At 65.2% G+C, this 23,205-nt stretch carries 24 protein-coding genes and 1 pseudogene; 6 read left to right on the plus strand and 19 right to left on the minus strand.

Annotation, left to right across the window (positions count from 1 at the left end):
• The first annotated feature begins 127 nt into the window (after positions 1 to 127).
• Both VSR82_RS01490 and VSR82_RS01495 read left to right on the plus strand, forming a co-directional pair.
• Complete coding sequence (locus VSR82_RS01490; protein WP_410848058.1) at positions 128 to 835, plus strand: SDR family NAD(P)-dependent oxidoreductase; 708 nt, start codon at positions 128 to 130, stop codon at positions 833 to 835.
• A 50-nt stretch (positions 836 to 885) separates the two neighbouring features.
• Entirely contained in the window at positions 886 to 1,350 is a 465-nt protein-coding gene (locus VSR82_RS01495) for a RidA family protein (protein WP_429459221.1), read from the plus strand.
• A 65-nt stretch (positions 1,351 to 1,415) separates the two neighbouring features.
• Here the strand turns inward: VSR82_RS01495 and VSR82_RS01500 are convergent, their stop codons facing one another.
• From VSR82_RS01500 to VSR82_RS01525, 6 genes are all read right to left on the minus strand, one after another.
• Complete coding sequence (locus VSR82_RS01500; RefSeq protein WP_368586951.1) at positions 1,416 to 1,604, minus strand: copper chaperone; 189 nt, start codon at positions 1,602 to 1,604, stop codon at positions 1,416 to 1,418.
• Positions 1,605 to 1,792: 188 nt separating this feature from the next.
• Positions 1,793 to 3,091, minus strand: coding sequence for an HlyD family secretion protein (locus VSR82_RS01505; RefSeq protein WP_429459217.1), 1,299 nt, complete (start codon positions 3,089 to 3,091; stop codon positions 1,793 to 1,795).
• A gap of 34 nt (positions 3,092 to 3,125) precedes the next feature.
• Complete coding sequence (locus VSR82_RS01510) at positions 3,126 to 4,646, minus strand: efflux transporter outer membrane subunit (protein ID WP_429459215.1); 1,521 nt, start codon at positions 4,644 to 4,646, stop codon at positions 3,126 to 3,128.
• A 54-nt stretch (positions 4,647 to 4,700) separates the two neighbouring features.
• Positions 4,701 to 5,138, minus strand: coding sequence for a MarR family winged helix-turn-helix transcriptional regulator (locus VSR82_RS01515; protein ID WP_176369334.1), 438 nt, complete (start codon positions 5,136 to 5,138; stop codon positions 4,701 to 4,703).
• Positions 5,139 to 5,244: 106 nt separating this feature from the next.
• Positions 5,245 to 6,807: a DHA2 family efflux MFS transporter permease subunit gene (locus VSR82_RS01520; RefSeq protein WP_429459213.1), complete on the minus strand. Its 1,563-nt coding sequence runs from the start codon at positions 6,805 to 6,807 to the stop codon at positions 5,245 to 5,247.
• Between the two features lie 117 nt (positions 6,808 to 6,924).
• Positions 6,925 to 7,080 (minus strand): hypothetical protein, encoded by a 156-nt coding sequence (locus tag VSR82_RS01525; RefSeq protein WP_410848053.1) that lies wholly within the window; start codon positions 7,078 to 7,080, stop codon positions 6,925 to 6,927.
• A gap of 194 nt (positions 7,081 to 7,274) precedes the next feature.
• Here VSR82_RS01525 and VSR82_RS01530 point away from each other — a divergent pair, with 194 nt between their 5' ends.
• Positions 7,275 to 7,697, plus strand: coding sequence for a VOC family protein (locus VSR82_RS01530; protein ID WP_410848052.1), 423 nt, complete (start codon positions 7,275 to 7,277; stop codon positions 7,695 to 7,697).
• 63 nt (positions 7,698 to 7,760) lie between these two features.
• Positions 7,761 to 7,883, plus strand: a pseudogene (locus VSR82_RS01535) (3-oxoacyl-ACP reductase); the annotation flags it as partial.
• A 33-nt stretch (positions 7,884 to 7,916) separates the two neighbouring features.
• Here VSR82_RS01535 and VSR82_RS01540 read toward each other — a convergent pair.
• From VSR82_RS01540 to VSR82_RS01560, 5 genes are all read right to left on the minus strand, one after another.
• Complete coding sequence (locus tag VSR82_RS01540) at positions 7,917 to 8,870, minus strand: LysR family transcriptional regulator (RefSeq protein ID WP_429459211.1); 954 nt, start codon at positions 8,868 to 8,870, stop codon at positions 7,917 to 7,919.
• A gap of 80 nt (positions 8,871 to 8,950) precedes the next feature.
• Positions 8,951 to 10,051, minus strand: a complete 1,101-nt coding sequence (locus tag VSR82_RS01545) for an NAD(P)H-dependent flavin oxidoreductase (RefSeq protein WP_429459209.1) — start codon at positions 10,049 to 10,051, stop codon at positions 8,951 to 8,953.
• A 31-nt stretch (positions 10,052 to 10,082) separates the two neighbouring features.
• On the minus strand, positions 10,083 to 10,262 hold the full coding sequence (locus VSR82_RS01550) for a hypothetical protein (protein ID WP_368586943.1): 180 nt from the start codon (positions 10,260 to 10,262) through the stop codon (positions 10,083 to 10,085).
• Complete coding sequence (locus VSR82_RS01555; protein ID WP_429459207.1) at positions 10,259 to 11,467, minus strand: YbfB/YjiJ family MFS transporter; 1,209 nt, start codon at positions 11,465 to 11,467, stop codon at positions 10,259 to 10,261. The genes VSR82_RS01550 and VSR82_RS01555 overlap by 4 nt, the downstream gene beginning before the upstream one ends.
• Positions 11,468 to 11,587: 120 nt before the next feature.
• The gene (locus VSR82_RS01560; protein WP_429459205.1) at positions 11,588 to 12,520 is read right to left on the minus strand and encodes a LysR family transcriptional regulator; all 933 of its coding nucleotides are present in this window, start codon (positions 12,518 to 12,520) and stop codon (positions 11,588 to 11,590) included.
• Between the two features lie 227 nt (positions 12,521 to 12,747).
• Between VSR82_RS01560 and VSR82_RS01565 the strand changes: the two genes are divergently transcribed.
• Positions 12,748 to 14,112, plus strand: a complete 1,365-nt coding sequence (locus VSR82_RS01565; protein WP_429459203.1) for an MBL fold metallo-hydrolase RNA specificity domain-containing protein — start codon at positions 12,748 to 12,750, stop codon at positions 14,110 to 14,112.
• A gap of 51 nt (positions 14,113 to 14,163) precedes the next feature.
• Here VSR82_RS01565 and VSR82_RS01570 read toward each other — a convergent pair whose 3' ends face one another.
• The 8 genes from VSR82_RS01570 to VSR82_RS01605 form a co-directional block, all read right to left on the minus strand.
• Positions 14,164 to 14,856 carry a BON domain-containing protein gene (locus VSR82_RS01570; protein ID WP_429459201.1) on the minus strand — a complete coding sequence of 231 codons (693 nt, stop codon included), beginning with the start codon at positions 14,854 to 14,856 and terminating at the stop codon, positions 14,164 to 14,166.
• Between the two features lie 50 nt (positions 14,857 to 14,906).
• Positions 14,907 to 15,341 carry an Hsp20/alpha crystallin family protein gene (locus VSR82_RS01575; protein ID WP_368586938.1) on the minus strand — a complete coding sequence of 145 codons (435 nt, stop codon included), beginning with the start codon at positions 15,339 to 15,341 and terminating at the stop codon, positions 14,907 to 14,909.
• A gap of 132 nt (positions 15,342 to 15,473) precedes the next feature.
• The gene (locus tag VSR82_RS01580) at positions 15,474 to 15,749 is read right to left on the minus strand and encodes a DUF1488 family protein (RefSeq protein ID WP_368586937.1); all 276 of its coding nucleotides are present in this window, start codon (positions 15,747 to 15,749) and stop codon (positions 15,474 to 15,476) included.
• A gap of 109 nt (positions 15,750 to 15,858) precedes the next feature.
• Positions 15,859 to 16,713 (minus strand): potassium channel family protein, encoded by an 855-nt coding sequence (locus VSR82_RS01585; RefSeq protein ID WP_368586936.1) that lies wholly within the window; start codon positions 16,711 to 16,713, stop codon positions 15,859 to 15,861.
• A gap of 159 nt (positions 16,714 to 16,872) precedes the next feature.
• Positions 16,873 to 18,114 (minus strand): chromate efflux transporter, encoded by a 1,242-nt coding sequence (gene chrA / locus VSR82_RS01590; protein ID WP_368586935.1) that lies wholly within the window; start codon positions 18,112 to 18,114, stop codon positions 16,873 to 16,875.
• 149 nt (positions 18,115 to 18,263) lie between these two features.
• On the minus strand, positions 18,264 to 19,304 hold the full coding sequence (locus tag VSR82_RS01595; protein WP_429459198.1) for a zinc-dependent alcohol dehydrogenase family protein: 1,041 nt from the start codon (positions 19,302 to 19,304) through the stop codon (positions 18,264 to 18,266).
• Between the two features lie 203 nt (positions 19,305 to 19,507).
• Positions 19,508 to 20,833: an MFS transporter gene (locus VSR82_RS01600; protein ID WP_498857454.1), complete on the minus strand. Its 1,326-nt coding sequence runs from the start codon at positions 20,831 to 20,833 to the stop codon at positions 19,508 to 19,510.
• A gap of 148 nt (positions 20,834 to 20,981) precedes the next feature.
• Complete coding sequence (locus tag VSR82_RS01605; RefSeq protein ID WP_429459196.1) at positions 20,982 to 21,857, minus strand: helix-turn-helix domain-containing protein; 876 nt, start codon at positions 21,855 to 21,857, stop codon at positions 20,982 to 20,984.
• A 260-nt stretch (positions 21,858 to 22,117) separates the two neighbouring features.
• On the opposite strand from VSR82_RS01605, the gene VSR82_RS01610 reads away from it, so the two are divergent.
• Positions 22,118 to 23,134: an alcohol dehydrogenase gene (locus VSR82_RS01610; protein WP_368586931.1), complete on the plus strand. Its 1,017-nt coding sequence runs from the start codon at positions 22,118 to 22,120 to the stop codon at positions 23,132 to 23,134.
• Positions 23,135 to 23,205 lie beyond the last annotated feature (71 nt).

Below are 23,205 nucleotides of genomic sequence, written 5' to 3' on the forward strand. Positions count from 1 at the left end.
CGTGGCGCAAGACTCTTTGTCCACGGTGTGTGTTCGAATTCGCGGCTGATGCGCCTACAGTGCGCTGCATCGAGTCCATCGATTCGAACGGCCAGCAGGCCGAATCAATCACACTGTGAGAGAAACCATGAGCACTTCCAGGGTCGTCATCGTCACCGGCGCATCGCAAGGCATCGGCGCTGAAACCGTCAAAGCCTTCCGCGCGCAAGGTCATCGCGTCGTCGCCACGGCTCGTTCCATCGTACCGGCCGTCGAGGCCGACTATGTCGCCGTGGCCGGCGACCTCGGCGACGCAGCTACCGCCCGCCGCGTCGTCGACGCTGCCATCGAGCACTTTGGACGCGTCGATACGCTCGTCAACAACGCGGGCATCTTCATCGCGAAGCCTTTCACGCAGTACAGCGCCGAAGACTATTCGGCGATTCTCAACGTCAATCTGAACGGCTTCTTTTACATTACCCAGTACGCGATCGAAGCGATGCAGAAGCATGGCAGCGGCCACGTGGTCAGCGTGACCACGACGCTCGCGGAGAAAGCGAACAGCAAGGTGCCGTCGGTGCTCGCGTCGCTGACGAAAGGCGGTCTGAATGCCGCGACGCGTTCGCTCGCCATCGAATATGCGCACGCCGGTATCCGTGCCAACGCGGTGTCGCCCGGCATCATCAAGTCGCCGATGCATCCCGCCGAGTCGCACGCGACGCTCGCCGCAATGCATCCGGTCGGGCGCATGGGCGAGATGAGCGACATCGTGAATGCGATCCTCTATCTCGACTCGGCACCGTTTGTGACTGGCGAAATCCTGCATGTGGACGGCGGGCAGAGCGCAGGCCAGTAAATGGTCTAGCGCCGCCGCCCGCGCTCGACACTACACTCGAGGAGCCCACCATGTCCGTCCAACAGAAACTCGCCGAACTCGGTCTCGAACTGCCCGCTCCGCCGCAACCGCTAGGCAGCTATACCGCTGTCAGTGAAGCCGGCAACCTGCTCTTTATCTCCGGGCAGGTGCCGCTGTCCGCCGGCAAAATGGTCTATACGGGGCGTGTCGGCGAGTCCCTGACGCTCGAACAGGGCCGCAAGGCGGCCCAACTCGCCGCGCTCAACGCGCTCGCGCAGATCTCCCGTCATCTCGGCGGCTTCGAGCGCCTGCATCACATCGTTCGCGTCGAGGGGCACGTCAGTTCCGCCGATGGTTTCCACGATCAGCCCGCCGTGGTCGATGGCGCTTCGGATCTGTTCGCCGCCGTGCTCGGTGACAAGGCGGGACATGCGCGCTCGGCGTTCTCGCATAGCCAGGGTCCCGCCAACGCCGCTGTCGTGATTGTCGTCATTGCCGAGATCGTGCCCGCCTGACCGACCCGAGCGACGCACGACGCATGCCCTGCCCGCCGGGCACATCCGCGCGAGCGTCGTTCGTGTCACCAATCCTTGATGGCCACGTCGTAGTCCTCGTCGTAGAACGCGACCAGAAACTCCTCGGGCATCAACCACGAGTCGACGCTCACGCTTTGCGTGCCAACGTCGACCGCGACTTTCGCGTCGGGATCCACCGACTTCATTGCATGCTCGATCGTCGAAACATCGTCTGCGCGGATTTCGGTTTTCATCGAGAACTTCACGTTTCCCCTCTCCAGTCAGCAACGTTGGATATCGAACGGGACGATGCCCGTCCAGCCATGGCGTGTCATCTACCAGCCGCTGACCGTCGCACCGATCGCACCGCCGAATGACGATGCAGATACTAGCGCCGCCTGCCGTTTCGTGCTCTGTCGCCGCAAGCTCTCCCTGAATCGGATCAACCTGCGTTCGCCTTGCGCTGATGCGTCGCCACGCGTTGCGGTTGCGGTTGCGCCGCCATCGCGCGCGAGACCATTTGGTTTTGCTTGATGATCTTGTCGATCTCGGCGTCGGCCTGAGCATCGTATTGTCCGAAAACATCGGTGCTGTAGCGCGTGTTCCGCGCTGCGCCCAGCTGCGAACCGGATTGGTCGCGCGTATCGGCATCGACCGTCATCGACAGGCCGATACGCAGCGGATGCGCGGCCAGCTCGGCCGGATCGAGCGCGATGCGCACCGGCAGACGCTGCACGATCTTGATCCAGTTGCCGGTGGCGTTCTGCGCCGGCAGCGTCGCGAACGCGCTGCCCGTGCCTGCTGAGAAGCCCTCGATCCGCCCGTGATACCTGGCGCCTCTGCCGTAGACGTCCGAGCTCAGCGTGACCCGCTGGCCAATCCGCATGTGCTTGAGCTGCACTTCCTTGAAGTTCGCGTCGACCCACACGCCGTCGAGCGGCACGATCGCCATCAGCGGCGTGCCGGGCGCGACGCGCTGGCCGACCTGAACCCGGCGTTGCGCGACATAGCCGGTCACCGGCGCCGGCAAGGTATCGCGCGCATAGGCGAGCCACGCGGTCCGCACTTTCGCGGCGGCGGCCTGCACGTCCGGGTGCTGCTCGACCGTGGTGCGGTCGGTCAGCGCGTGATTGGCTTCGCCCTGCTGGCGCGCGGCGTCGAGCGCGGCCTGCGCGACGCTGACCGCGTCGCGGGCGTGCGCGATGTCTTCGGCGGACACGGCGCCGGTATCGGCGACGGCCTCGCGTCGATGCAGGTCGTCGCGCGCGCGGTTCAGATCGGCTTCGCGCTGCGCGACGTTCGCCGCGTAGAAGTCGTTGTTGACATACAGGCCGCTCACGCGACGCACGGTCTGGCCGAGCTGCGCTTCGGCATCGGCGAGCGCGAGTTTGGCATCGGCCGGATCGAGCGTGACGACGGGGTCGCCTTGCTTCACGATTTGCGTGTCGTCGGTGTTGACGGCGATCACCGTGCCAGTGACCTGCGGCGTCAGTTGCACGAGATTGCCGCTGACGTACGCGTCGTCGGTCTCTTCGTGATAGCGGCCCTCGGTGAAGTAGTAAGCGCCGTAGGCCGCGCTCCCGAGCAACACCGCGGCTCCGAGCAGCGCGATCAGGCGCTTGCGGCGTGCCGGCGGCGTGGCCTTGTTGTCGCCTTCGGGCGTGGCGGGCGCTTGCGCGCCGCTCTTGCGTTCGTCTTCCTGATCCGCCAGTTCGCGGTCGGTCGTGATCGAATCGCTCATTGCAGTTCTCCTGACAGGTTTCCCGACGTGCCGTTCAACGCGCGGCAACCGCGGATTTGACTTGACTGGTGGATGCGGCGGCGACATCCGCGTGAGGGTCGGTTTGCGCCGACGTATCGACATAGCCGCCGCCCAACGCCGACGCGAGCTGGATCTGCTGGTCGCGACGGTTCATCTTCAGATTGGCGATCGCCTCGTCGGCGTTCAGCGCGGTGACGTCGGCATTGAGCACGGTCAGCTGATTGGTCAGGCCGGCCTTGTATTGCGTGGTCGCCAGACGATCCGCATCGCTCGCGGCCTGCTGCGCGGCCAGCGCATCGCCGAGCTGCGCGTCGCTCGAGCGGATCTGCGCGATCTGCGTGGCCACGCCGCTCAGCGCGCCGATCAGCGTCTGGTTGTAGGTCGCCACCGCATAGTCGAACTCGGCGTAGCGGCCCTTCAACTGCGCGCGCAGCTCGCCCGCATCGAAGATCGGCAGATGGATCGCCGGGCCCACCGACGCGGTGCGGCTCGCGGCGCTCAGGAAACGGCCGAAGCCGAACGCGTCGAGGCCGATCGCGGCGCTCAGGTTGATGTCGGGATAGAACTCGGCCTTCGCTTCCTTCACTTCGTGCGTGATCGCGTCGACGCGCCAGCGCGCCGCGACGATGTCGGGCCGCCGGCTCAGCAGATCGGCCGGCAGGTTGTCCGGCAGACGTACGTCGTCGCCGACGCCGAGGGTCGGCTGCGTGATCGCGAGTCCGCGGTCGGGACCCTTGCCAAGCAGCGCCGCCAGTTGATAGCGGCTGCTCAGGATGCTGCCGTCGAGCGCGCTGACGCGAGCGCGGCTCGTCGACAGATTCGCCTCGGCCGTCTTGCGCTCCACTTCGGTATCGAGTCCGTTTGCGATACGGCCCGCGGTGATGCGCTCGATCTGCTCGCGCCGCGCGACTTCCTGCTGCGCGATGTCGCGCAAAGCGTAGAGCCGCGCCAGCTCGTTGTAGGTGCGGGCGATCGAGGTGTCGAGCGTGAGCCGGACGACTTCCGCGTCGGCCTCGCTCGCGGACGCCTCCGAGACAGCTGCGCGCAGCGCCTCGCGGTTCTTGCCCCACAGGTCGAGATCGTCGGAAGCGGTGAGCAGCCCCTTGTTCTCGGTCTGCCAGGAGCCGGCGTATGGCGGCGGAATCAACGCGGTGCTGCTGAATTGCTGGCGCGTCAGCGTGTACGACGCATCGACGCGCGGCAGCGTGTTCGCCTTCGCCGTTTCGCTATAGGCTTGCGCCTGCGCGACTCGGGCGCGCGCCTGCTCGAGCGTCGGGCTGCCTTGCAGCGCCTCGGCGATCAAAGCCTTCAGTTGCCCATCGCCGAACTGGTCGACCCAGTCGGCGGATGGCCAATGCCCCTGCTCTTGCGGCAGGCTCCGCGACGTTTCCAGCTGTTGGGGTTGATCGATCTGCTTGTCGCTGTGGATGCCCGCATAGTTTGCACATGCTGCCAGCACCGCGAAAGAGATCACCGAAACACCGACCTTCAGCGAACGGATGACGGTGTTTGCCTTTGAAGTCTGCGTTTTCATTTTCTGATAAATCAGATTAATGAGTGAAAAAAACGCGGCCCACGGCCGCGCCGCTCAATCGCCTGTGAACTTGCGAAGCAGGCGGTCCAGCTCCGCAAACTCGGCCTTCGTGAATTTGCGCAAGCGGGCGTTCAACACATGCGGTGCGACTTCCGGAATCCGCGCGGCGGTTTTCTGCCCTTCCGCGGTCAAGGTCAGATTGACTACGCGGCGATCTTGCGGGTCGCGCGAACGTTCCAGCAGCCCCTTCGATTCCAGCTTGTCCAGCATCCGCGTCATCAGGCCGGTGTCGATTCCGAGCAGCTTCGACAGCTCGAAAGGCGTGGTTGCCACACCCTGCTTCAGCGAAAGCAGGATACCCATCTGCTGGCCGTTGATGTCGAGGTCCTTGAGCGCCGCGTCCATTTCCGCGACGACGACGTTGCGCGCCTTGACGAGCCTGAAGCCAATACTCTCTGTAAGCATGAAGTTCTTCGTCGTGTAGTGGTCCATGGCGGCCTCCTCCTCGTTGATTTGCACAATATCTGCAGTATCAGATAAGATCAAGAAGAGGATGGTGTGTTTGATTTTCCGCTCCAACCGGGTTGCCCAATCGGGTTCAATGTCCGCCGGCGGCTGCCGCGCCCGCGGCACCGCCTTTGGTCGGCTTCGTCACCCAGATCAGCGGGATGATGACGATAAAGATCAGCGCCGAGATCCAGAAGATGTCGTTCAGGCCCAGCATCGTCGCCTGCGCGTTCAGCGAGGCTTCGTAAAACGCCGTGGCCTTGGGAATGCCCGCGTCCAACGCCGCCTGCAGGTGCGCGATCGCGCCGGAAAAACCAGGGTCCTCCACGCTGCTGTGCTCGGCAAGTCGCGCATGGTGCAGGATCGTCCGGTCGCTCCATGCGTTGCTCATCAGCGAAGTGCCCACCGCTCCCGCAAAAATGCGCACGAAGTTGGACAGACCCGCCGCCGCCGGAATCTCCTCCGGCTTCAGCCCCGACAGGATGATCGCGGTGAGCGGCGTGAAGAACAGCGCGGTCGGAATGCCCTGCAGCAACGTGGGCAGCACGAGCGTCCACGCGTCGATGCCGGTCGTGTAGTTCGAGCGCATGAAGAACACCCCGGCGAATCCGACGAACGCGAGCGTGGCGAGCACCCGCATGTCCGAGCGCGGCATGATCTTGCCCATCACCGGCGCGAGGATCACGGCGAAAATGCCGAGCGGCGCGGTCACGAGCCCCGCGTCCACCGCCCGGTAACCGAGGAAGCCCTGAATCCACTGCGGCAGGATCACGAGATTGGCGAAGAAGATCGCGTAGGCGACCGAAATCGCAATCGTGCCGCCGAGGAAGTTGCGTCTGGCGAAAAGCCGCAGGTTGACGATCGGCTTTTCTTCGGTCAATTCCCAGATCAGGAAGAACAGGAAGCTGACCACGGCGACGATCATCAGCGCCCAGATCACCGGCGAGCTGAACCAGTCGAGGTCGCGGCCCTTGTCGAGCATGATCTGCAGCGGTGCGACCCATGCGATCAGCGAGATCAGGCCGACCTTGTCGATCGGGAGTTTGCGGGCCGGCGTCTCGCGATCGCGGTAGATCGCCCAGATCGCGCCCGCGGCAAACAGGCCCACCGGCACGTTGATGTAGAAAATCCACGACCAGCTGTAGCTGTCGGTGATCCAGCCGCCGAGCGCCGGACCCGCGATCGGTCCGACGGTCGCCGTCATCGCCCATAGCGCCAGCGCGTTCGAGCTTTTTTCCTTCGCAAACGACGCGAGCAGCATGGCCTGCGACAACGGCACTAGCGGCCCTGCCACCGCGCCCTGCACGACGCGGGCAACCAGCAGCACCAGCAGGTTCGGAGCGAGTCCGCACGCCGCCGATGACAGCACGAACAGCAGGATCGCCCAGACGAACAGCTTGACCTGGCCGATGCGCTGCGTGAGCCAACCCGTCAACGGAATCGACACCGCGTTGGCCGCGGCAAACAGCGTGATGACCCATGTGCCTTCGTCGATCGACACGCCGAGGTTGCCGGACAGCGTTGGAATCGCGACGTTGGCGATCGACGAATCGAGCACGTTCATAAAAGTGGCGAGCGCTACGGCAAACGTGCCTAACGCAAACTTCGCGCCGGTCAGTTGCGCTGGCGCGCCCGGGTTGGTCGATGGATTCATGTTGCGGCCTCGTCTCGGTTCGAAGCGCCCCTCAGTGCCGGGCGATTATCTGCAATGTCAGATAAATGATTAAAAAAATGCCGCCTTGGCGGTCGAGCAATCTTGAAAGAAGCAGGCTCAACGCGTCGAAGTCCGACTTCGAGAAACGCGAAAGCCGCTCGCTCCATTCGCGAGCCCTGCCCTGAGTTCGCTGGCAATCAGCTGACGCGCCTGCCCCAGCACGGACACCAGCTTCTGCGTCCGCTCGAACTCGTCGTTGATCGAATCGTCCATCGATCGCCTCCGCGATATCTGACTTCAATATATTTGACTTTGCAGATTCAGGCAAGCGGATTTCCTCGCCGTCTGTACTGCATGGTGTAAAACTGAATTGAGCTGCCGGCGACAATCGCTCCGATTTCCTCGGGGCTTTGTTTTCTCCGGCACGGATTCGCGCGCTGCCCGCGCGCTCTGAGGAGGACAGAACGATGGCTGACAAGCCGCTTACCCTGGGTATCGATCACGTCGGACTCACCGTCCGCGATCTGAACCTCACACGCGACTTCTTCGTGAAGTGTCTGGGCTGGAAGCAGGTGGGCGAAAGGCCGGCCTATCCGGCGGCATTTGTATCGGACGGACATGTAGTGTTGACGCTCTGGCAGGTCACTGACCCAAGCCGTCTCGTCGAATTCGATCGCAAGGTCAACGTCGGACTGCATCATCTTGCGTTGCGCGTGGGCAGCGAGGAAGCACTGAAGGATGTGTTCGCGCGCGTGTCCGCATGGCCGGGCGTCAAAGTCGAATTCACGCCCGAAGAACTCGGTGGCGGCCCCAAACGCCACACGATGTTGTACGAGCCGGGTGGCATCAGACTCGAGTTCGATCACGACCCGCGAACCCAGGCATCGTGAACGCGGGCGCGCGCTAGACCGAAGCGCGATCACTCACCGCTTGTTCCTGCGGCTCGCAACTGTCACGCGATCGGCGGCGTGCCTTCCGTGCTGGCCTCGCTGACCAAGGGCGGCCTCGCCGCCGCGATCGGCTCGCTCGCACTCGAGTATGCGAAGCGCGGCATTCGCGCCAACGCGGTGTCGCCTAAGCCGGCCATGCGATGAAGGCGCACGCGCCACTCAGTGTGCGCGCGTGCGCGGCGCGGTCACTGGGGGTATCGTGGGTTTGGCCAACTGCTCGATCAGAAATTCGACGAACGCCCGCACGCGCGAAGTCAGATAGCGAGCGTGCGGATACAGCAGGATGAATGGCCGCGTGCGCCCGCCCGCTTCGCGCAACACTTCCACCAGCCGACCTTCGCGCAGGTCGTCTGCCACGACGAAGCGATACGTCTGAAAGAGACCCGCGCCGGCACGCGCGAGCGTCACGCCGGCGAGCGCATCGCCCGAGGTTCCATAGCTTCCCCTCGTCAGCACGTCGCCATTTTCAGCGGAGCCCTCGAAGGTCCACGCGAGATGACGCCCGCTGCTCGGCATTTCGAACTGGATGCACTCGTGGGTCTGCAGGTCCTCGACGGTTTTCGGCACCCCCGCGCGCTTCAGATAGGCCGGCGTCGCCACCACGACCATCTCCGCATCTTCGAGCTTGCGCGCGACCAGGTTCGAATCGGCCGGTGCGCGTCCGCGTATCGCGAGATCGAAACCTTCGTCCGCGAAGTCGATGTTGCGGTTGCTCAGGTGCGTCTCCACCTGAACTTGCGGATAGCGCTCGCGAAACGCCGGCAGCAACGGCAACACGCGATAGTGCCCATACGGCGTCGGCATGCTGATGCGCAGCACGCCGGCCGGCGTGGTCTGTTCGCCCGTCACTTCGCGCTCGGCGTCCGTCAGTTGCGACAACGTCTGACGGCACTGCTCGAAGTAGCGCCGCCCCGCGTCGGTCAGACGGATCTGGCGCGTCGTGCGCACGAACAGGCGCACACCGAGCCGTTCCTCGAGCCGCGCCACAGAGCGGCTCACGGCCGCCGGCGTCACACTCGCGGCGTTGGCCGCGAGCGTAAAGCTTCCGAGCTCCGCCGCGAGACAGAAAAGCTCGATGCTGCCCAGCAGCAGATCGTCGAATTTGCGTTGCATGCCTGTCTCCGTTTGTATTTTTGTTGCGAGGGATGCGTGCCGATGTCTTCGATCGATGCGAGGCATGAAAACCAGACTGCTCAGCTCCACACCGATTGCAGCCGCTCGATACTTTCACGCGTTTCACGTTCGAGTTGCGCGATCAGTTCGCCGGCGGGCATCGAACGCGCAAGCGGCGCGGCCTGGCCCGCCCATTGCGCGCCGTAGCCGGACTCACCCTTGGCCTTGGCGGCTGCATTGAGCGCTTTGCCCGCGTCGTAGGTGATCGGATAGGAAGGCGTTTGCGGAGCTTTCGGGTCCTCGCCGAGCGCCGTGAAGCGATTGACGATGCTGCGCGCGAGGCGCCCCGAAATGGCAGACGTCAATGTAGTCGAGCGCGCCGCATCGCTGAGCAACGCGCTGCGATAAGCGTCGTCGATCGAGGTTTCCGGGCACGCGACGAAGGCCGTGCCCATTTGCGCCGCCTGCGCGCCCAGCGCGAGCGCGGCCGCGATGCCGGCGCCGTCCATGATGCCGCCCGCCGCGATCACGGGCAGGTCGAACTCGCTCGCCAGCAGACGCGTCAATGCGAACGTGCCGAGGCGCTCGTCACGCGAGGTCGTGTCGAATATGCCGCGATGACCGCCCGCCTCGATGCCCTGCGCGACGATCGCATCGACGCCTGCTTCGACGGCCGCCGCCGCTTCGTCGAGATTGGTCGCGCTCGCGAGCAAACGGATGCCCGCGTGCTTCAGTTGCGCGATCACCGCATCGGGCGGCAAGCCGAAATGGAAGCTGACGACGGCCGGCTTCTCCGCGAGCAGCATCGCCTGCATCGCGGTGTCGACGACGAAGCTCGTGTAGATCTCGGAGAGCGCTTGCGGCGGCGTCGCGCCGTATTGCCGGAACACCGGTTCGAGCCAGGCGAGCCATGCACGCTCGACGGCCGCATCGGGGGTGGCCGGGCGATGGCAGAACACGTTGATGTTGAACGGTTTCGTCGTTAGCTCGCGGGTCTGGTGGATCGCCCGGCGCGCGTTCTCGACGTTCATCGCGGCAACGCCGAGCGAGCCCAGACCGCCCGCGTTCGACACCGCGGCGGCGAGCGCCGGCGTGGTGACGCCGGCCATCGGCGCCTGAATGATCGGCTTGTGGATGCCAAGCGTGCGCAATAACGCCCGATTGTTCGTTTGAGTGCTCATGTTCCCTTTCCCACCGGATGCGTTAAAAGGTTCAATGTACCTGCCGGCTTGCCAGCTTGCCAGGTTCCAGCGTGGCCGTGCGCCGGCGCGCGAGGCCACCGCGGGCGATCGGACGCAGCGCGACCCGCTCGTCAACATTGTGCGCCACGCCGATCGACGGCATCGCCAGGACCATACCGATCGCCGGTGCAGATGAAACCGTCGCATTCATTTGGCGCTGCGCGCGGCGAACAGATCGACGGCGAGTGCGAACAGAAGCGCCACCGCGCCAATCGCGTAGAGCACCGGATAATTGCCGCCGCTCGAAGAGAACACGAACGAAAGACCGTAGGCCGCCAGCGCCTGCATCACGGCGAAGCTCGTCGTCGCGCGGCTCCAGGCGTCCTTGACGGCGGACGGATGGTGCACGAGCAACTCGTTCACGCGACCGAGCGCCAGCGGCACGATGCCCGGCGTGAACGCACCCACGATAAAGGCGGACACCATCAGCCCCGCCGGCCCGAATAAGCCCGCGGCCGGAATCGCGACCGCAACGGCCTGCACCAGAAACGCGACACGCAACGCGCGGCCGAACCCCGCGCGATCGGCGAGATGCCCCGCCGCGAGCGGCCCGACGATCGCGCCCAGGCCGTACAGCACCCAGAACTCGGCGCCCGCATCGACGCCCCGGCCGAGCCCGCGCGCGACGAAATCGACGAGGAACAGCATGTGCGGCACGAGTCCCACGGCGTTCAGGCCATATTCGGCATAGAGCGCGCGCAGGCCGGCGCGGGGATACGCAGGCGCTTTTTCGAAGCGCGAATGCGCGGCGGCGTGCGCTGGCGCCGCCTGCTCGGGCCAGCCGTTCCACGCCACGGCGGTCAGCACGAGCGAAACGGCCGCGAGCCCGAGCCACGTCCACGTGAGCCCCTGGTGCAACAGAATCGGCACGATCGTGCCCGAAGCGGCGATGCCGAGTCCGATGCCCGTGAAGATGCCGCCGCTCGCGAAGCCCCGGCGCGCCGCCGGCACGTGCGCAAGGATCGTCGGCGCGGCGAGCACCATCAATGCGCCGCCCGCGAGCCCCGAGGCCAGACGCCAGACGAAAAACCACAGGAACGACACGGGCGCCGCGCAGGCGACGAAGGCGATGGTCACGAGCAACATCATCGCGCGCAATACGGTGGCGGGTTTCGCCACTCGCACCATCGAGCCCGCCAGCAGCGCGCCGGCCAGGTAGCCGCCGAGGTTCGCCGCGCCCAGATAAGCGGCGCTCGAGGCGGGAAACCAGTGCGCGCCGATGATGGCCGGCAAAAGCGGCGTGTAGGCAAAACGCGCGAGACCAATGCCGATCAGGCTCGCGCTGGCTCCGGCGAGGGTGCCTCGCCAGACGTTGTAGCCGGCCGAAGCGGCCGGATTCGAGACGGCTTGCTGCATGACGACTCCCATGGATCGGTGTTGTTAAGCACCTGATGAATATGGAAGGCAGTCTAGATCGAGTCGCGTCCCGAGAGAATCACCGCGCCGTGGAAGTCATTCTTCCGCGTAGCGATCGAATCAGCGTCGATCGGCGTCGATGATTTGCTGGGCCCGCTCGAAATACTCGCGCAGCAGTGGCGCGGCGAAATCGACGAAACTGCGCACCTTCGGCACCGCAAGGCGCCCCTGCGGCGTCATCAGATTGACGGGCAGCGGAGCATGCTCGTTGTCGCGCAGCACGATTTTCAGCGCACCGGCCTTGACCTGTTCGGCCACGTGATACGAGAAAAGCCGCGTGACGCCGTGCCCGTCCACAGCCGAAGCCCGCGCCGCGCGGATCGTGTTGACGATCAAGCGCGGCGTGAAGCGCACGACCTGCGGCAGCGCCGTTTGACGCGCGGCCGGAAAGCTCCACGAGTCGAGCCCGAAATGCGTCATCGAGATGATCGGATGGCTGGCGAGATCGGCGGGCATCGCGATGGCCGGATGCGTGGCGAGATAGTCGGGCGAAGCGACCACCACCCGCCTCACTTCGCCCACCGGAATGGCGACGAGCGTCGAGTCCTGCAGATGCGCGATGCGCAGCGCGACGTCGATGCCCTCGTCGACGATGCTCACGGGCCGGTCGTGCAGGTGCAGACGGATCGACGCCTGCGGGTGGCGATCGAGAAACGCATCGACGATCGGGCGCAGCACCTCTTCGCCCACCGCCACCGCCGCCGTCACGCCAAGCAGGCCGCGCGGCGCGGAGCGCTCGTCGGCGGCGAGCAGGTCCGCCTCCTCGAGATCCGCGAGGATGCGCCGGCACGCTTGCGCATAGCGCTCGCCCGCTTCGCTGAGCCGGATCGTGCGCGTGGTGCGATGTAGCAGCGGCGTGCCCGTGTGCGCTTCCAGAAACGCGATGGCCCGGCTCACTGCCGCGGGCGAGCGGCCCAGCCGGCGGCCTGCGCCCGCCAGACTTCCCTCGTCGAGCGTGGCGACGAATACCTTCATGGCGTCGATACGGTCCATTGCGTGTTGGTTTTGAGATTGGGCTTTGGGAGCGCCGCGGTCTTTTGGGTCGATGAATTCCGGCACGATCTTAGCGGAATACGGGAAGCGTCAGAGCGGCAGTTTGTTTCGCCACTTCGTCCTCGACCGTTTTCGGGCGAGCGCTGCGCAACCGATGATCCAGATCAAGAGTACGGCGCCCACATCCGTTGAAATGGTCCCATCCATCCGCGAGCAACGGAGGAATCATGAAGCTGACCTTTCTCGGTGCGAGCGAGACCGTCACCGGTTCGAAGTATCTGCTCGAAGAACCCGGCTTGCGCATCCTCGTCGATTGCGGGCTGTTTCAGGGCCTCAAGAACCTGCGGCTGCGCAACTGGGCCGCACTGCCGGTGCCCGCCGACTCGATCGACGCGGTGCTCCTGACTCACGCGCATCTCGACCACAGCGGCTATCTGCCATTGCTCGTGCGAAACGGCTTTCGCGGTCCCGTGTATTGCACGCCCGGCACCGCCGCGCTGTGCGAGATCATGCTGCGCGACAGCGCGAAGCTACAGGAAGAGGAAGCGGAATTCGCGAACCGCCACGGCTTCTCGAAGCATCGGCCGGCGCTGCCGCTCTACACGCAGGACGACGCGCAGCGCGCGCTGCATCTGCTTGCGCCCCACCGCTTCGATACGCCGGTCGACCTGCCGCATGGGCTGTGCTTTCGCTTTCTGCCGTCGGGGCACATCCTCGGGGCGGCGAGCGTCGTCATGTGCCGCAATCACAAGGTGCTGGCGTTTTCCGGCGACGTGGGCCGCCCCCACGACCCGATCATGCGTGCGCCCGCGCCGCTCGCGCATGCCGATTACCTCGTCGTCGAGTCGACCTACGGCGATCGCCTGCATCCGGACTCGAACCCGCGCGACGACCTCGAACGGATCTTCAGCCGGACCTTCGCCAAAGGCGGCGTGGTGGTGATGCCGTGCTTCGCGGTCGGCCGCGCGCAGGAAGTCCTTTACTACATCGCGAAGCTGAAAGAGACAGGGCGCATGGCGCACGTGCCCGTCTATCTGGACAGTCCGATGGCGACCAGCGTCACCGACGTGTATCGCAGGCATCTCGCCGAACATCGTTTGACGATCTCCGATGCAAATGCGATCGACAAGGCCGCGATCATGGTCCGAAGCGTCGAGCAATCGAAGGCGATCGCGTCGCATAACGGACCCATGGTGATCATCGCGGGCAGCGGCATGGCGACCGGCGGGCGCGTGCTGCATCACCTGCGTTTATACGCGTCCGATCCGCGCAATACGATCGCGCTGGTCGGCTTCCAGGCGGCCGGCACGCGCGGCGCGGCGCTGGCGGCCCACGAACCGTCGATCAAACTGTTCGGTGAATACGTGCGGGTGCGCGCGAACGTCGAATCGATCCCGTCGCTATCCGCGCATGCCGATTACCGCGAGTTGCTGAACTGGCTGTGGAGTCTGACCGACGCGCCCGCTCGCACCTTCGTCACGCATGGCGAGCCCGCCGCGGCCGATGCGATGCGGCGGCATATCGTCGAGACGCTCGGCTGGTCATGCGAGGTGCCGGTGTATGGGCAAAGCGTCGAGCTCGGGCAGTTTTAGGCCCGTGCAACGGTCGAACGGAATCGTCGGTCGCGAGTGGGAACGTGGCTGTTATCGTTCGGCTGCGTCACCGATGGGTTCGCGTGGCGGGCTCGCATCGACGACGAGATCGTCGACCACCGCGCAGACGCCGGGCGCGCTCCACGCGACGCCGCGCACGACCTTGCGTTCCGCGTATGAGCCCACCTTGCCCGTCAGCGTGACCGTGCCGTCCTTCACCTCGACGCCGATGTGCCTGACTTCGCGCTCGGCGTGCCGCCGCATCGCTTCTTCGATGTTCTTGCTGATCTCGTCGGTCGCCACCTTGCGGCGCACCTCGATCGCGTTCGTCAGGCCGCGAATGCCGCGCATCTGGCCGACCGCGCGCGCGACGATGTGGCGCTGGTAGGCCCAGTCGACCATACCCGTCAGCGTGACCCAGCCTTTTTCCACCTGGATCTTGATCGCATCGTGGGGCACGGCGACGCTCCAGTACAGAATCGCGTGGACCGCGCCCGCCACGTCCTCGTCGCTGTGTTGGTCCGGCTTCGGCAGCCGGACCTGCATGTCCACCGCAACCGCCTTCACACCCGCCACGCGCTGCGCGGCTTTTTCTGCGGCCAGTTTTTCGGCGAAGCTCGGCGGATGGCCCGACAGCGTGACGACGCCGTTCGTCACCTCCACGCCGATATCCGTCGCGGTGACCGCGGGGTCCCATTCGAGTTCTTCCTCGACTTCCCGCTGCAGTTGTCTGTCGGTTTTCACCAGGTGTCTCCTCGCGACTAGCCCGTGCGACGGCGCGCCAGCCTGCCGTGTCAGTCGATGGTCAGCCGCTTGCGATCACCGGACGTCTTTTTCGGCAAGCTGAGCGACAGCACACCGTCCTTATACTCGGCTTTCGCGTTCGCCTCGTCGACCTCGCCGCCGAGCGAGAACGAGCGGCTGAAGGTCCCGGCGTAGCGCTCGCGGCGGATCACGCGCTCTCCTTCCTTTTCCTCCGTGTTGCGCTCGACCTTCGCGTTGATCGACACGACGCTCCCGTCGATCTGCACGTCAATGTCTTTCTTGTCCACGCCGGGCAGTTCAGCTTTCACCGAGTAAGCCGCGTCGCTTTCCGTCACGTCGATCTTCATCGACGCGAGTTCGGTCTCCTGGGTCGACAGCATCGACCGCATCGGCCGGAAGAAACCCTGGAACAGTTCCGACACAGGGTCCAGCGAAAGCGGATCAAAACGCGTCAGATTGCTCATTGCACTCTCCTTGGGATAAGCAGGCCACGACCGGGCCCAGTCGACCGAGCCGAGCTGGGCTCACCATGCCTTCAGCGTAGCGGGGCGCGCGGGCGCGTCGTTGATCCACGTCAAGCGCGTCCGCTCGACGGGTCACGCGGAGAACCTGAAGAACCCGCTATGCAGCAGCACGGGCTTGGCGCCAACCTCTTCGAGCAGTTGTCTGGCGGCCTGTTCGATCTGATAGCGGTGCGCGAGGAACGCCTGGACCAGATCGTCTTCCCGCAGCGAGCGTGCGCCGAAATGATCTTCGAGCGCCTCGGCCGTGATCGCGCATTGCACGGGCCGATCGTCGACGAGCGCCGGAAACGCCAGCACCAGATCCCGGGCGCAGTATTCGGGCATGCAGGATGGAAAGGAAATATGCATGGTGAGGCCCCCACGGGCATGAAGTGCCGCGACGTCTCCAGCTTAAACACGCAATTCACGGCGGATTTGACGTACGTCAAGGCGGCCGCGGCGGTGTCGGCACGAGGAGTCATTCGCCCGTGCGCGTCACGGAGTCCGCATCGGTGTCGCTGCGTCGCGCGGCGGCGTCGAGCGTCTGCCGCAACGCCTTCAGTTCGGCGTGCAGGCGTACGATTTCATCGTTCAGATGCTTGATATCCCGATGCATCTCACGCCGCAACGCCCTCTCTTCCTTGCCGATGAATGCGGCGGCGATGCTCGCGAAGACCAGAGACAACATGCCGTAGCCAAGCAGCACGACAAATGCAGCGAACACGCGCGATGCGGGCGTCGTCGGCGCGATGTCGCCATAGCCGACCGTAGCGCTGCTTTCGAACGCAAGCCACAGCCCTTCGGAGTAGGAATGCACGTGCGGTTCGAGCCAGTAAAAGCCGGCACCGGCCATCGCGAGCACGAGCGCGCCGGCGAGTAGCAGCCACATCAGACGGTTCGGCGTGACGAACTCGCGCAATGACAGCACGATACGCAACGCGACGACGCCCATGAACGACAGCCGCAGCAGCCATTCGACCGGCTGCCACGGCGGCGTGCCGAAACCGGTGCTGAGCGCCGCGCCCAACGCGATGAGCAGGTCGAGCCAGTTGTTTGCGAGCAGCGTCTTTGGCCGTCTGCTCAGATGGGCCAGCCAGGTGAACGACAACGCAAAGCCAGCGAACATGCCCAGGTACAGGGTACGCGACAGGATCAGTGCAAACGGAGTGGGCACCGTCAGTTCGATGTAGAACGCGGGGATCGCGCAGAAGCTCAGCGCGCACAGCCCCCAGCGCAGGCGGCGCCATGCCCGCACGGCGCGCGGGCCGTCGTGCGCGCTTGCACCGCCCAATCCGTAGCCGCCGGGGCCGTGGTCGATCATGTGGTCCGTCATCGCGCGAATGGCTTGCGGCCTGTCGGGTTTCGCGCGATACCGTCGTGGTGCGGCAAACGCACAGAGGCCGCGCGATCATCGTTGCAGGCTAACCGACGCGTGGCTGTCAGCCTTGATGCAGATCAGTGCTTGTGAAAAAGCCGTGCGCGTTTAGCGCTGTCAAAGCGGGTGCCATACGGTTTGAGCAACGCCGGCCGCGACACACAGCACGACGACCGCAAGCGGCGGCACCTTCCAGCGCAGCAACAGCAAAAAGCCGATGCACGCGACGGCGAAATCCGTCGCCGACAACACCGCGCTAGTCCATACCGGCGAATAGAGCGCGGCGGCCAGCAGGCCGACCACCGCGGCATTGACGCCGGCAAGCGCCGCCGCCATCGCCGCACGCGCGCGCAGCGCCTGCCACCACGGCAATGCGGCGAGCACGAGCAGCAGACCCGGCAGAAAGATGCCCACTGTCGCGAGCAGTGCGCCGCTCCAGTGTCTGGGTGGCAGCGCCATCATCCAGCCGAGAAACGCCGCGAACGTGAACAGCGGTCCGGGTACCGCCTGGGCCGCGCCATAGCCAGCCAGGAAGTCGTTGGGCGCGACCCATCCGGTCGCGACGGTTTCGCGCTGCAACAGCGGCAGCACCACGTGCCCGCCGCCGAACACGAGCGCGCCCGAGCGATAGAACGCGTCAAATACGCGCAAGCCTTGCGAGGTTCCGCTTGCCGCCCACAGCGGCAACGCGAACAGCAATGCGAAGAACACCACCAGCGCGGCGATGCCTGCCGTGCGCGACACCTGGAAATCGGCGGTCCGCAGCGCAATGGCGTGCGGCGCTTGCGTCCCCGTGGTCCGGCACAGCGCGACACCGAGCACGGCTCCGGCGCCGATCACGATCAGTTGGGCGTAGACGGTGCCAAGCACACTCAGCAATGCGAGCGATGCGAGCGCGATCGCCGCGCGGCGGCGGTCGGGACACAGACGCCGCGCCATGTCCCAAACGGCCTGCGCGACGACGGCCACCGCGACGAGTTTCAGCCCGTGGATCACACCCGTGCCGAACGCGCCGCCGAGGTCCGGCGCGATCGCGGCAAAGGCCAGCATCACGAGCACCGACGGCAGCGTGAAGCCGCACCAGGCGGCTAGGCCCCCGGCCCACCCGGCGCGCAGCAACCCGATCGAAAATCCCGCCTGGCTGCTCGCGGGGCCCGGCAGAAACTGGCACAGGCCGATCAGGTCGGTGAAGGCTTCGTCGTCGAGCCAGCGGCGCCGCTCGACGAACTCGCGCCGGAAGTAGCCGATATGAGCGATCGGGCCGCCGAAACTGGTCAGCCCGAGCTTCAGAAATGCGCTGAAAACCTCGATAACGCGGGTGAGCCGCGAGCGGCGCGGCGACGACAAATCAGTATCCATGGATGGGCGGGTCGAGCGATGCCGATTTAGCGAGGTGACGGAACCTCGGGTCGGCGACAGGGCCTCGTGTTTTGACGACGCACAGTATAGAGGTCTGCGGCGCGGCGCACGCGTGCCACGCACCATCGCCCCGGCTCGCCGCGCCCCGCCTACGACGCTTCGATCAACACCTTCAGCGCGCGCGTGCTCGACGCGCTGGAGAACGTGTCGTAAGCCGCAAGAATATCGTCGAGCCTGAACCGATGCGTGATCAGACGCGTCGGATCGATCCGCCCCGCCTTGACCGTCTTCATCAGCATCGGGGTACTGACGGTATCGACGAGACGCGTCGTGATCGCGATGTTGCGATCCCACAGCTGTTCCAGATGCAGATCGCACTTCACGCCGTGCACGCCGACGTTCGCGATCGTTCCGCCCGGCGCGACCAGTTGCTGGCAAAGCTCGAACGTCGGCGGAATGCCGACCGCTTCGATCACGCAGTCGGCGCCGACCGCTTCGGTCAGCTTCAGCACTTGCGCGACCGCATCGGTATGCGCGTTGTCGACGCACGCGGTCGCGCCGAAGCGGTGCGCGACCTCGAGCCGATTGTCATCGGGATCGATCATGATGATCTGCGCCGGCGAGTAGAACTGCGCGGTCAACAACGCCGCGAGCCCGATCGGCCCGGCGCCGACGATCGCCACCGTGCAGCCCGGCTGAACTTTGCCGTTGAGCACGCCGCATTCGAAGCCGGTCGGCAGAATGTCGGACAGCATCACGAGCGCCTCTTCGTCGAGGCCGGCCGGAATGCGGTACAAACTGCTTTGCGCATGCGGAATGCGCACGTATTCGGCCTGCGTGCCGTCGATCCGGTTACCGAGAATCCAGCCGCCCGTCGTGCAATGCGAATACATGCCGCGCCGGCAGTAGTCGCAGCGGCCGCACGAGGTGATGCACGAGATCAGCACGTGATCGCCGGCTGCGAGCCCGCTCACCGCGTCGCCGACCTGATGCAGGACACCGACGCCTTCGTGGCCGAGAATGCGGCCCGGCTCGCAGCTCGGCACGTCGCCTTTGAGAATGTGCAGATCGGTGCCGCAGATCGTCGTGCGGGTGACTTTGACGATTGCATCGGTGGGCGCCGCGAGTTCGGGGATCGGCCGTTCGTCGAGCGACTTTTTGCCCGGACCGTGATAGACGAGTGCTTTCATGACGGACTTCTCCTGTGGCCGGAATGAAACACGATGCGTGGCGGCAAAGGGGTTCTCGCGTCAAACCGGTCGAGTCATGCGTCGGCTAGCGGCGGCGGGTACGCCATGCGTCACGCGCTTACATCATGCGCCCCGGCGTCGCGGGCGGCTTGATCTGCGTCAAGCACCCGGGGTTCGACTGATTGCGGGCTGCTGCGTCCGAGCTACGAAAACAACGCCGACACGTCGATGTCGGCCATTTTTTCGAGTTCGTCGCGGCGGGTATCGCACGCTCGCCTGATCGTCGCGCCTGGGATGATCCACACGGCCAGCGAGATGAACGCGAGACTACCGAGCGCAATGAAGGCCGTCCGGTAACCGAAGCGGCTGGCGAGCCATCCGCCGAGCAATGGACTCAGGCAGCCGCCCGCCGCTTCCACGCTTTTCACCGCGCCCTGACCGAGGTTCACCCGCCCGCTGCCATGCAACAGGTGCACGACGAGAGCCGGTATCGCGACGCTTTGCAGCCCGGAGCCCAGACCGTCGAAGATTTGCACCGGCACGATCCCCCACTCGGCCGTGATCCACGCCGCGGTCAGGCCTCGCAGCGGCAGCGTGACCAGTGTCGCGAGGATGACCCACCAGAAACCCCAGCGACGGATCGCGCGGCTCGCGTAGACAGCGGCGCACAGCATCACGAGCTGGGAAATGATGATATTGGCCGCCGTGATCGCGCTGGCGTCGCTGTGGTGGGCCGCCGCCTGCGCAAGGCTGTAAAGCGGCAGCAGCGTGGAATTGCCGAGGCTGAAGGCGGCCAGCGCGAGCGCGAGCAACAGCAACGGGCGGCAGCGGATCAGCGCGCGTACGCTGTCCGCGCGCACCTCCGAGCGATCCTTGTCGTCCTCGTGCGCGAGGCCGCGCGCATAGTGCCGATGCACCGCGCGCGCGGGAATCAGCAACACGGAGACAATGCACGCGATGCCGAACGCCGCCCCGAGCGCGAACACCCAGACGATGCCGAGCCACCAGCCGATCGCGCCGGATAAAGCCGCCGCCACGATGTTGCCGGCGTGGTTCGCCACCTGGTTGCGGCCGTACTGCCGGTCGAAGTTTCTGCGGCCGCTCATGCCGAGCGTCAGTCCCATCAGCGCGGTGCCCATGACCGAGCCCGCTACTGCCGTTGCGATCTGCGAGAGCGCGATCGGCCAGTAGCCGCGCGAGAGCCAGATCACGCACGCGGCGGCGACCGTCAGCGCGCTTGCGGCAACCACCACCGCGCGCCGATGGTAAATGGCATCGACCAGCGCGCCAGCCGGAGCCGTCACGAGCACGCTGACGATGGCCCCCAACGTCAGCACGGTGCCGATCATGTCGGGGCTCCATCCATGCGCTTGCAGATAGATGCCGAGAAAGGGTCCCGCGCCTGCCTGCACATCGGCCGCGAAGAAGCTGACTGCCAGTAAGGGGGTGGTCGGTTTCGTGTTGTGTTCTTCCAGTTTTTGACGGGCGCGAACGATGGACTTCCATCGATCAGTCGTCCGTCCGGACATTGCGCAAGGCGATCAGCGCATATCTCGCCGGAGCATCGAGCGTGCCTGGGACTCAGTAGAAGCCCGTTGTCCATGGAGAGTAAGTGGCGTCGGATTGCTCAAGCTGACCGGCTCGGATGATCGCGCAAAAACCGAAGGCACTGCTATATCACGGCGCACGGTTTGCCGATAATGGAGGTTGCGGCAACGCATGCTTCGCAAGCAACTGCTGATGGCGCGCTTCGGTGGCCTCGTCGGCGGGGAACATGCATTCGATGCGCAGCTCCTGCGCGGCCACGTTTTGCGGTGTGCCCACGGTCGTGACCATCGAGAAATAGCGCAGCACCTCGCCGTCGCTGATGAAGCCGAGTGGAATCATCGGCAGCGTCGCGGGCGTCGTGGAAGAGCCATGATGCGTCTTCCAGTCGCGCGGCACATCGGGATACGCAAGCAGTTCATCGAGTAGACGTTTCGTGTGGGCACCGACGACATGACCCACCGATTCACGATACACGCGTTGCAGCAGGCTTCGCGCGACCTGCTCCCAATCGGCCACGAACGGACGCATGCCGAGCGGATCGAAGATCAGATGCAGCATGTTGCGCGGGCCTTCGCGAGCGGCCATGTCGATGAAGCAGTCGAAAAAGCGCGGCGCCGCGTCGTTGCTCATCAGCACGTTCCAGTCGCGGTCCATCACGAGCGCCGGAAACGGTTCATGCTGACGCACGACCCGTTCTAGCGCGCGAACCACGCCGTTCATCTCCTGCGCATTCCACGGTGCTTCCGAATAGACCGGTGCGTAACCGGCGGCAAGCAGCAGCGCATTGCGTTCGCGCAGTGGCACGTCGAGAGTTTGCGCAAGCGTCAACAGCGTGTCGCGGCCCGGCACGCTGCGCCCGCTTTCGATGAAGCTGATCTGCCGCTGCGAGAAGCCGGCTTCGAGCGACAGATCGAGCTGACTCACGCCGCGCACGTCACGCCAATAGCGCAACAGGCTACCGAGATCGCCCGGCTGCACTTTCGGATCGTGACTCGTGACGTTCATCGTATTGCCCTCCTGTTAATGGGGTGAAAAGAACTGCTTCAGCGCGTGGACGCGTGCCACGCGAATCCCGCCAACTGCGGTTCGAGCGGCGCGCCGTAGTGAAAGACTAGTGACGGCCGCGCGGCGCGCCAATTACATCGGATGTCATCGTCATCGGCCAATTGACGGCGGCTTCTTTCTGGCGACCCGCCTGGGCGCGGACTATGATGTTTGAGTTTGTTCCCCTCTTGTCCCGTTCACCACTGGAAAGGAAGAACATCATGCCCACGATGAAAGCAGTCGAAGTAAAGCAGGCCGGCGGCCCGCTCGAACTGGTCGAACGTGAAGTGCCCGAGGCGGGCGCCGGTCATGTGCGTATCAGGATTCAGGCTTGCGGCATCTGTCATAGCGATGTGATGACCAAGGACGGGCTGTGGCCGGGCCTCAATTATCCGCGCGTGCCCGGTCACGAGATCGCGGGCGTGATCGATTCGCTCGGTGCGGGTGTCGAGGGCTGGCAGCTCGGGCAGCGTGTCGGGGTCGGCTGGCACGGCGGCCATTGCGGCAAATGCGAACACTGCCGCCGCGGCGACTTCGTGCTGTGCAAGTTTGCGCTGATCCCCGGCATCAGCTACGACGGCGGCTACGCCGAATACATGGTAGCCCCGGTCGAAGCGCTCGCGCGCATTCCCGACGATCTGTCCGATGTCGATGCCGCGCCGCTGCTGTGCGCGGGCATCACGACCTTCAACGCGATACGCAATAGCGGCGCGCGCGCCGGCGACGTGGTAGCGATTCTCGGTATCGGCGGTCTCGGTCATCTCGGCGTGCAGTTCGCGCGCAAGATGGGCTTTCGCACGGTGGCGATCGCGCGCGGTCAGGACAAGGCCCCGCTCGCGCAGCAACTGGGCGCGCATCACTACATCGACAGCAAAACGGAAAACGTCGCCGAGAAGCTCCAGGCACTGGGCGGCGCGAAGCTGATCCTCGCCACGGTGACGAGCGGCAAAGCGATGACCGCCACGCTCGGCGGTCTCGGCCTGAACGGCAAGCTCGTGATGGTCGGCGTTTCCGAGGAGCCGATCGAAGTGCCGATCGTGCAGTTCATCATGGGACGCAACTCGGTGCAAGGCTGGCCCTCGGGCACCTCGGCCGATTCGCAGGACACGCTCGCGTTCAGCGCGCTCACCGGCGTCAAGCCGATGATCGAGGAGTATCCGCTCGCCGAGGCGGCGCAGGCCTACGACCGGATGCTGAGCGGTCACGCGCGTTTCAGGGTGGTGTTGAAGATGGTCTGAGTGGATACCTGGGACGCAGACGAAGAAAAAACGCGATTGCCGGCATCCCGGCAATCGCGCTCGATGACTAC

This window comes from Burkholderia sp. JPY481, assembly GCF_038900515.1.
Lineage (GTDB): Bacteria > Pseudomonadota > Gammaproteobacteria > Burkholderiales > Burkholderiaceae > Paraburkholderia > Paraburkholderia youngii.

Excerpts from the sequence above, each read along its gene's own strand:
- VSR82_RS01500 (WP_368586951.1), bottom strand. The coding sequence starts at position 1,604 with ATGAAAACCGAAATCCGCGCAGACGATGTTTCGACGATCGAGCATGCA.
- VSR82_RS01575 (WP_368586938.1), bottom strand. The coding sequence starts at position 15,341 with ATGAGCAATCTGACGCGTTTTGATCCGCTTTCGCTGGACCCTGTGTCG.
- VSR82_RS01555 (WP_429459207.1), bottom strand. The coding sequence starts at position 11,467 with ATGCAGCAAGCCGTCTCGAATCCGGCCGCTTCGGCCGGCTACAACGTC.
- VSR82_RS01520 (WP_429459213.1), bottom strand. The coding sequence starts at position 6,807 with ATGAATCCATCGACCAACCCGGGCGCGCCAGCGCAACTGACCGGCGCG.
- VSR82_RS01605 (WP_429459196.1), bottom strand. The coding sequence starts at position 21,857 with ATGAACGTCACGAGTCACGATCCGAAAGTGCAGCCGGGCGATCTCGGT.
- VSR82_RS01495 (WP_429459221.1), top strand. The coding sequence starts at position 886 with ATGTCCGTCCAACAGAAACTCGCCGAACTCGGTCTCGAACTGCCCGCT.
- chrA (WP_368586935.1), bottom strand. The coding sequence starts at position 18,114 with ATGGATACTGATTTGTCGTCGCCGCGCCGCTCGCGGCTCACCCGCGTT.
- VSR82_RS01510 (WP_429459215.1), bottom strand. The coding sequence starts at position 4,646 with ATGAAAACGCAGACTTCAAAGGCAAACACCGTCATCCGTTCGCTGAAG.
- VSR82_RS01580 (WP_368586937.1), bottom strand. The coding sequence starts at position 15,749 with ATGCATATTTCCTTTCCATCCTGCATGCCCGAATACTGCGCCCGGGAT.
- VSR82_RS01525 (WP_410848053.1), bottom strand. The coding sequence starts at position 7,080 with ATGGACGATTCGATCAACGACGAGTTCGAGCGGACGCAGAAGCTGGTG.
- VSR82_RS01595 (WP_429459198.1), bottom strand. The coding sequence starts at position 19,304 with ATGAAAGCACTCGTCTATCACGGTCCGGGCAAAAAGTCGCTCGACGAA.
- VSR82_RS01515 (WP_176369334.1), bottom strand. The coding sequence starts at position 5,138 with ATGGACCACTACACGACGAAGAACTTCATGCTTACAGAGAGTATTGGC.
- VSR82_RS01505 (WP_429459217.1), bottom strand. The coding sequence starts at position 3,091 with ATGAGCGATTCGATCACGACCGACCGCGAACTGGCGGATCAGGAAGAC.
- VSR82_RS01585 (WP_368586936.1), bottom strand. The coding sequence starts at position 16,713 with ATGACGGACCACATGATCGACCACGGCCCCGGCGGCTACGGATTGGGC.
- VSR82_RS01545 (WP_429459209.1), bottom strand. The coding sequence starts at position 10,051 with ATGAGCACTCAAACGAACAATCGGGCGTTATTGCGCACGCTTGGCATC.
- VSR82_RS01550 (WP_368586943.1), bottom strand. The coding sequence starts at position 10,262 with ATGAATGCGACGGTTTCATCTGCACCGGCGATCGGTATGGTCCTGGCG.
- VSR82_RS01540 (WP_429459211.1), bottom strand. The coding sequence starts at position 8,870 with ATGCAACGCAAATTCGACGATCTGCTGCTGGGCAGCATCGAGCTTTTC.
- VSR82_RS01565 (WP_429459203.1), top strand. The coding sequence starts at position 12,748 with ATGAAGCTGACCTTTCTCGGTGCGAGCGAGACCGTCACCGGTTCGAAG.
- VSR82_RS01600 (WP_498857454.1), bottom strand. The coding sequence starts at position 20,833 with ATGTCCGGACGGACGACTGATCGATGGAAGTCCATCGTTCGCGCCCGT.
- VSR82_RS01610 (WP_368586931.1), top strand. The coding sequence starts at position 22,118 with ATGCCCACGATGAAAGCAGTCGAAGTAAAGCAGGCCGGCGGCCCGCTC.
- VSR82_RS01530 (WP_410848052.1), top strand. The coding sequence starts at position 7,275 with ATGGCTGACAAGCCGCTTACCCTGGGTATCGATCACGTCGGACTCACC.
- VSR82_RS01490 (WP_410848058.1), top strand. The coding sequence starts at position 128 with ATGAGCACTTCCAGGGTCGTCATCGTCACCGGCGCATCGCAAGGCATC.
- VSR82_RS01560 (WP_429459205.1), bottom strand. The coding sequence starts at position 12,520 with ATGGACCGTATCGACGCCATGAAGGTATTCGTCGCCACGCTCGACGAG.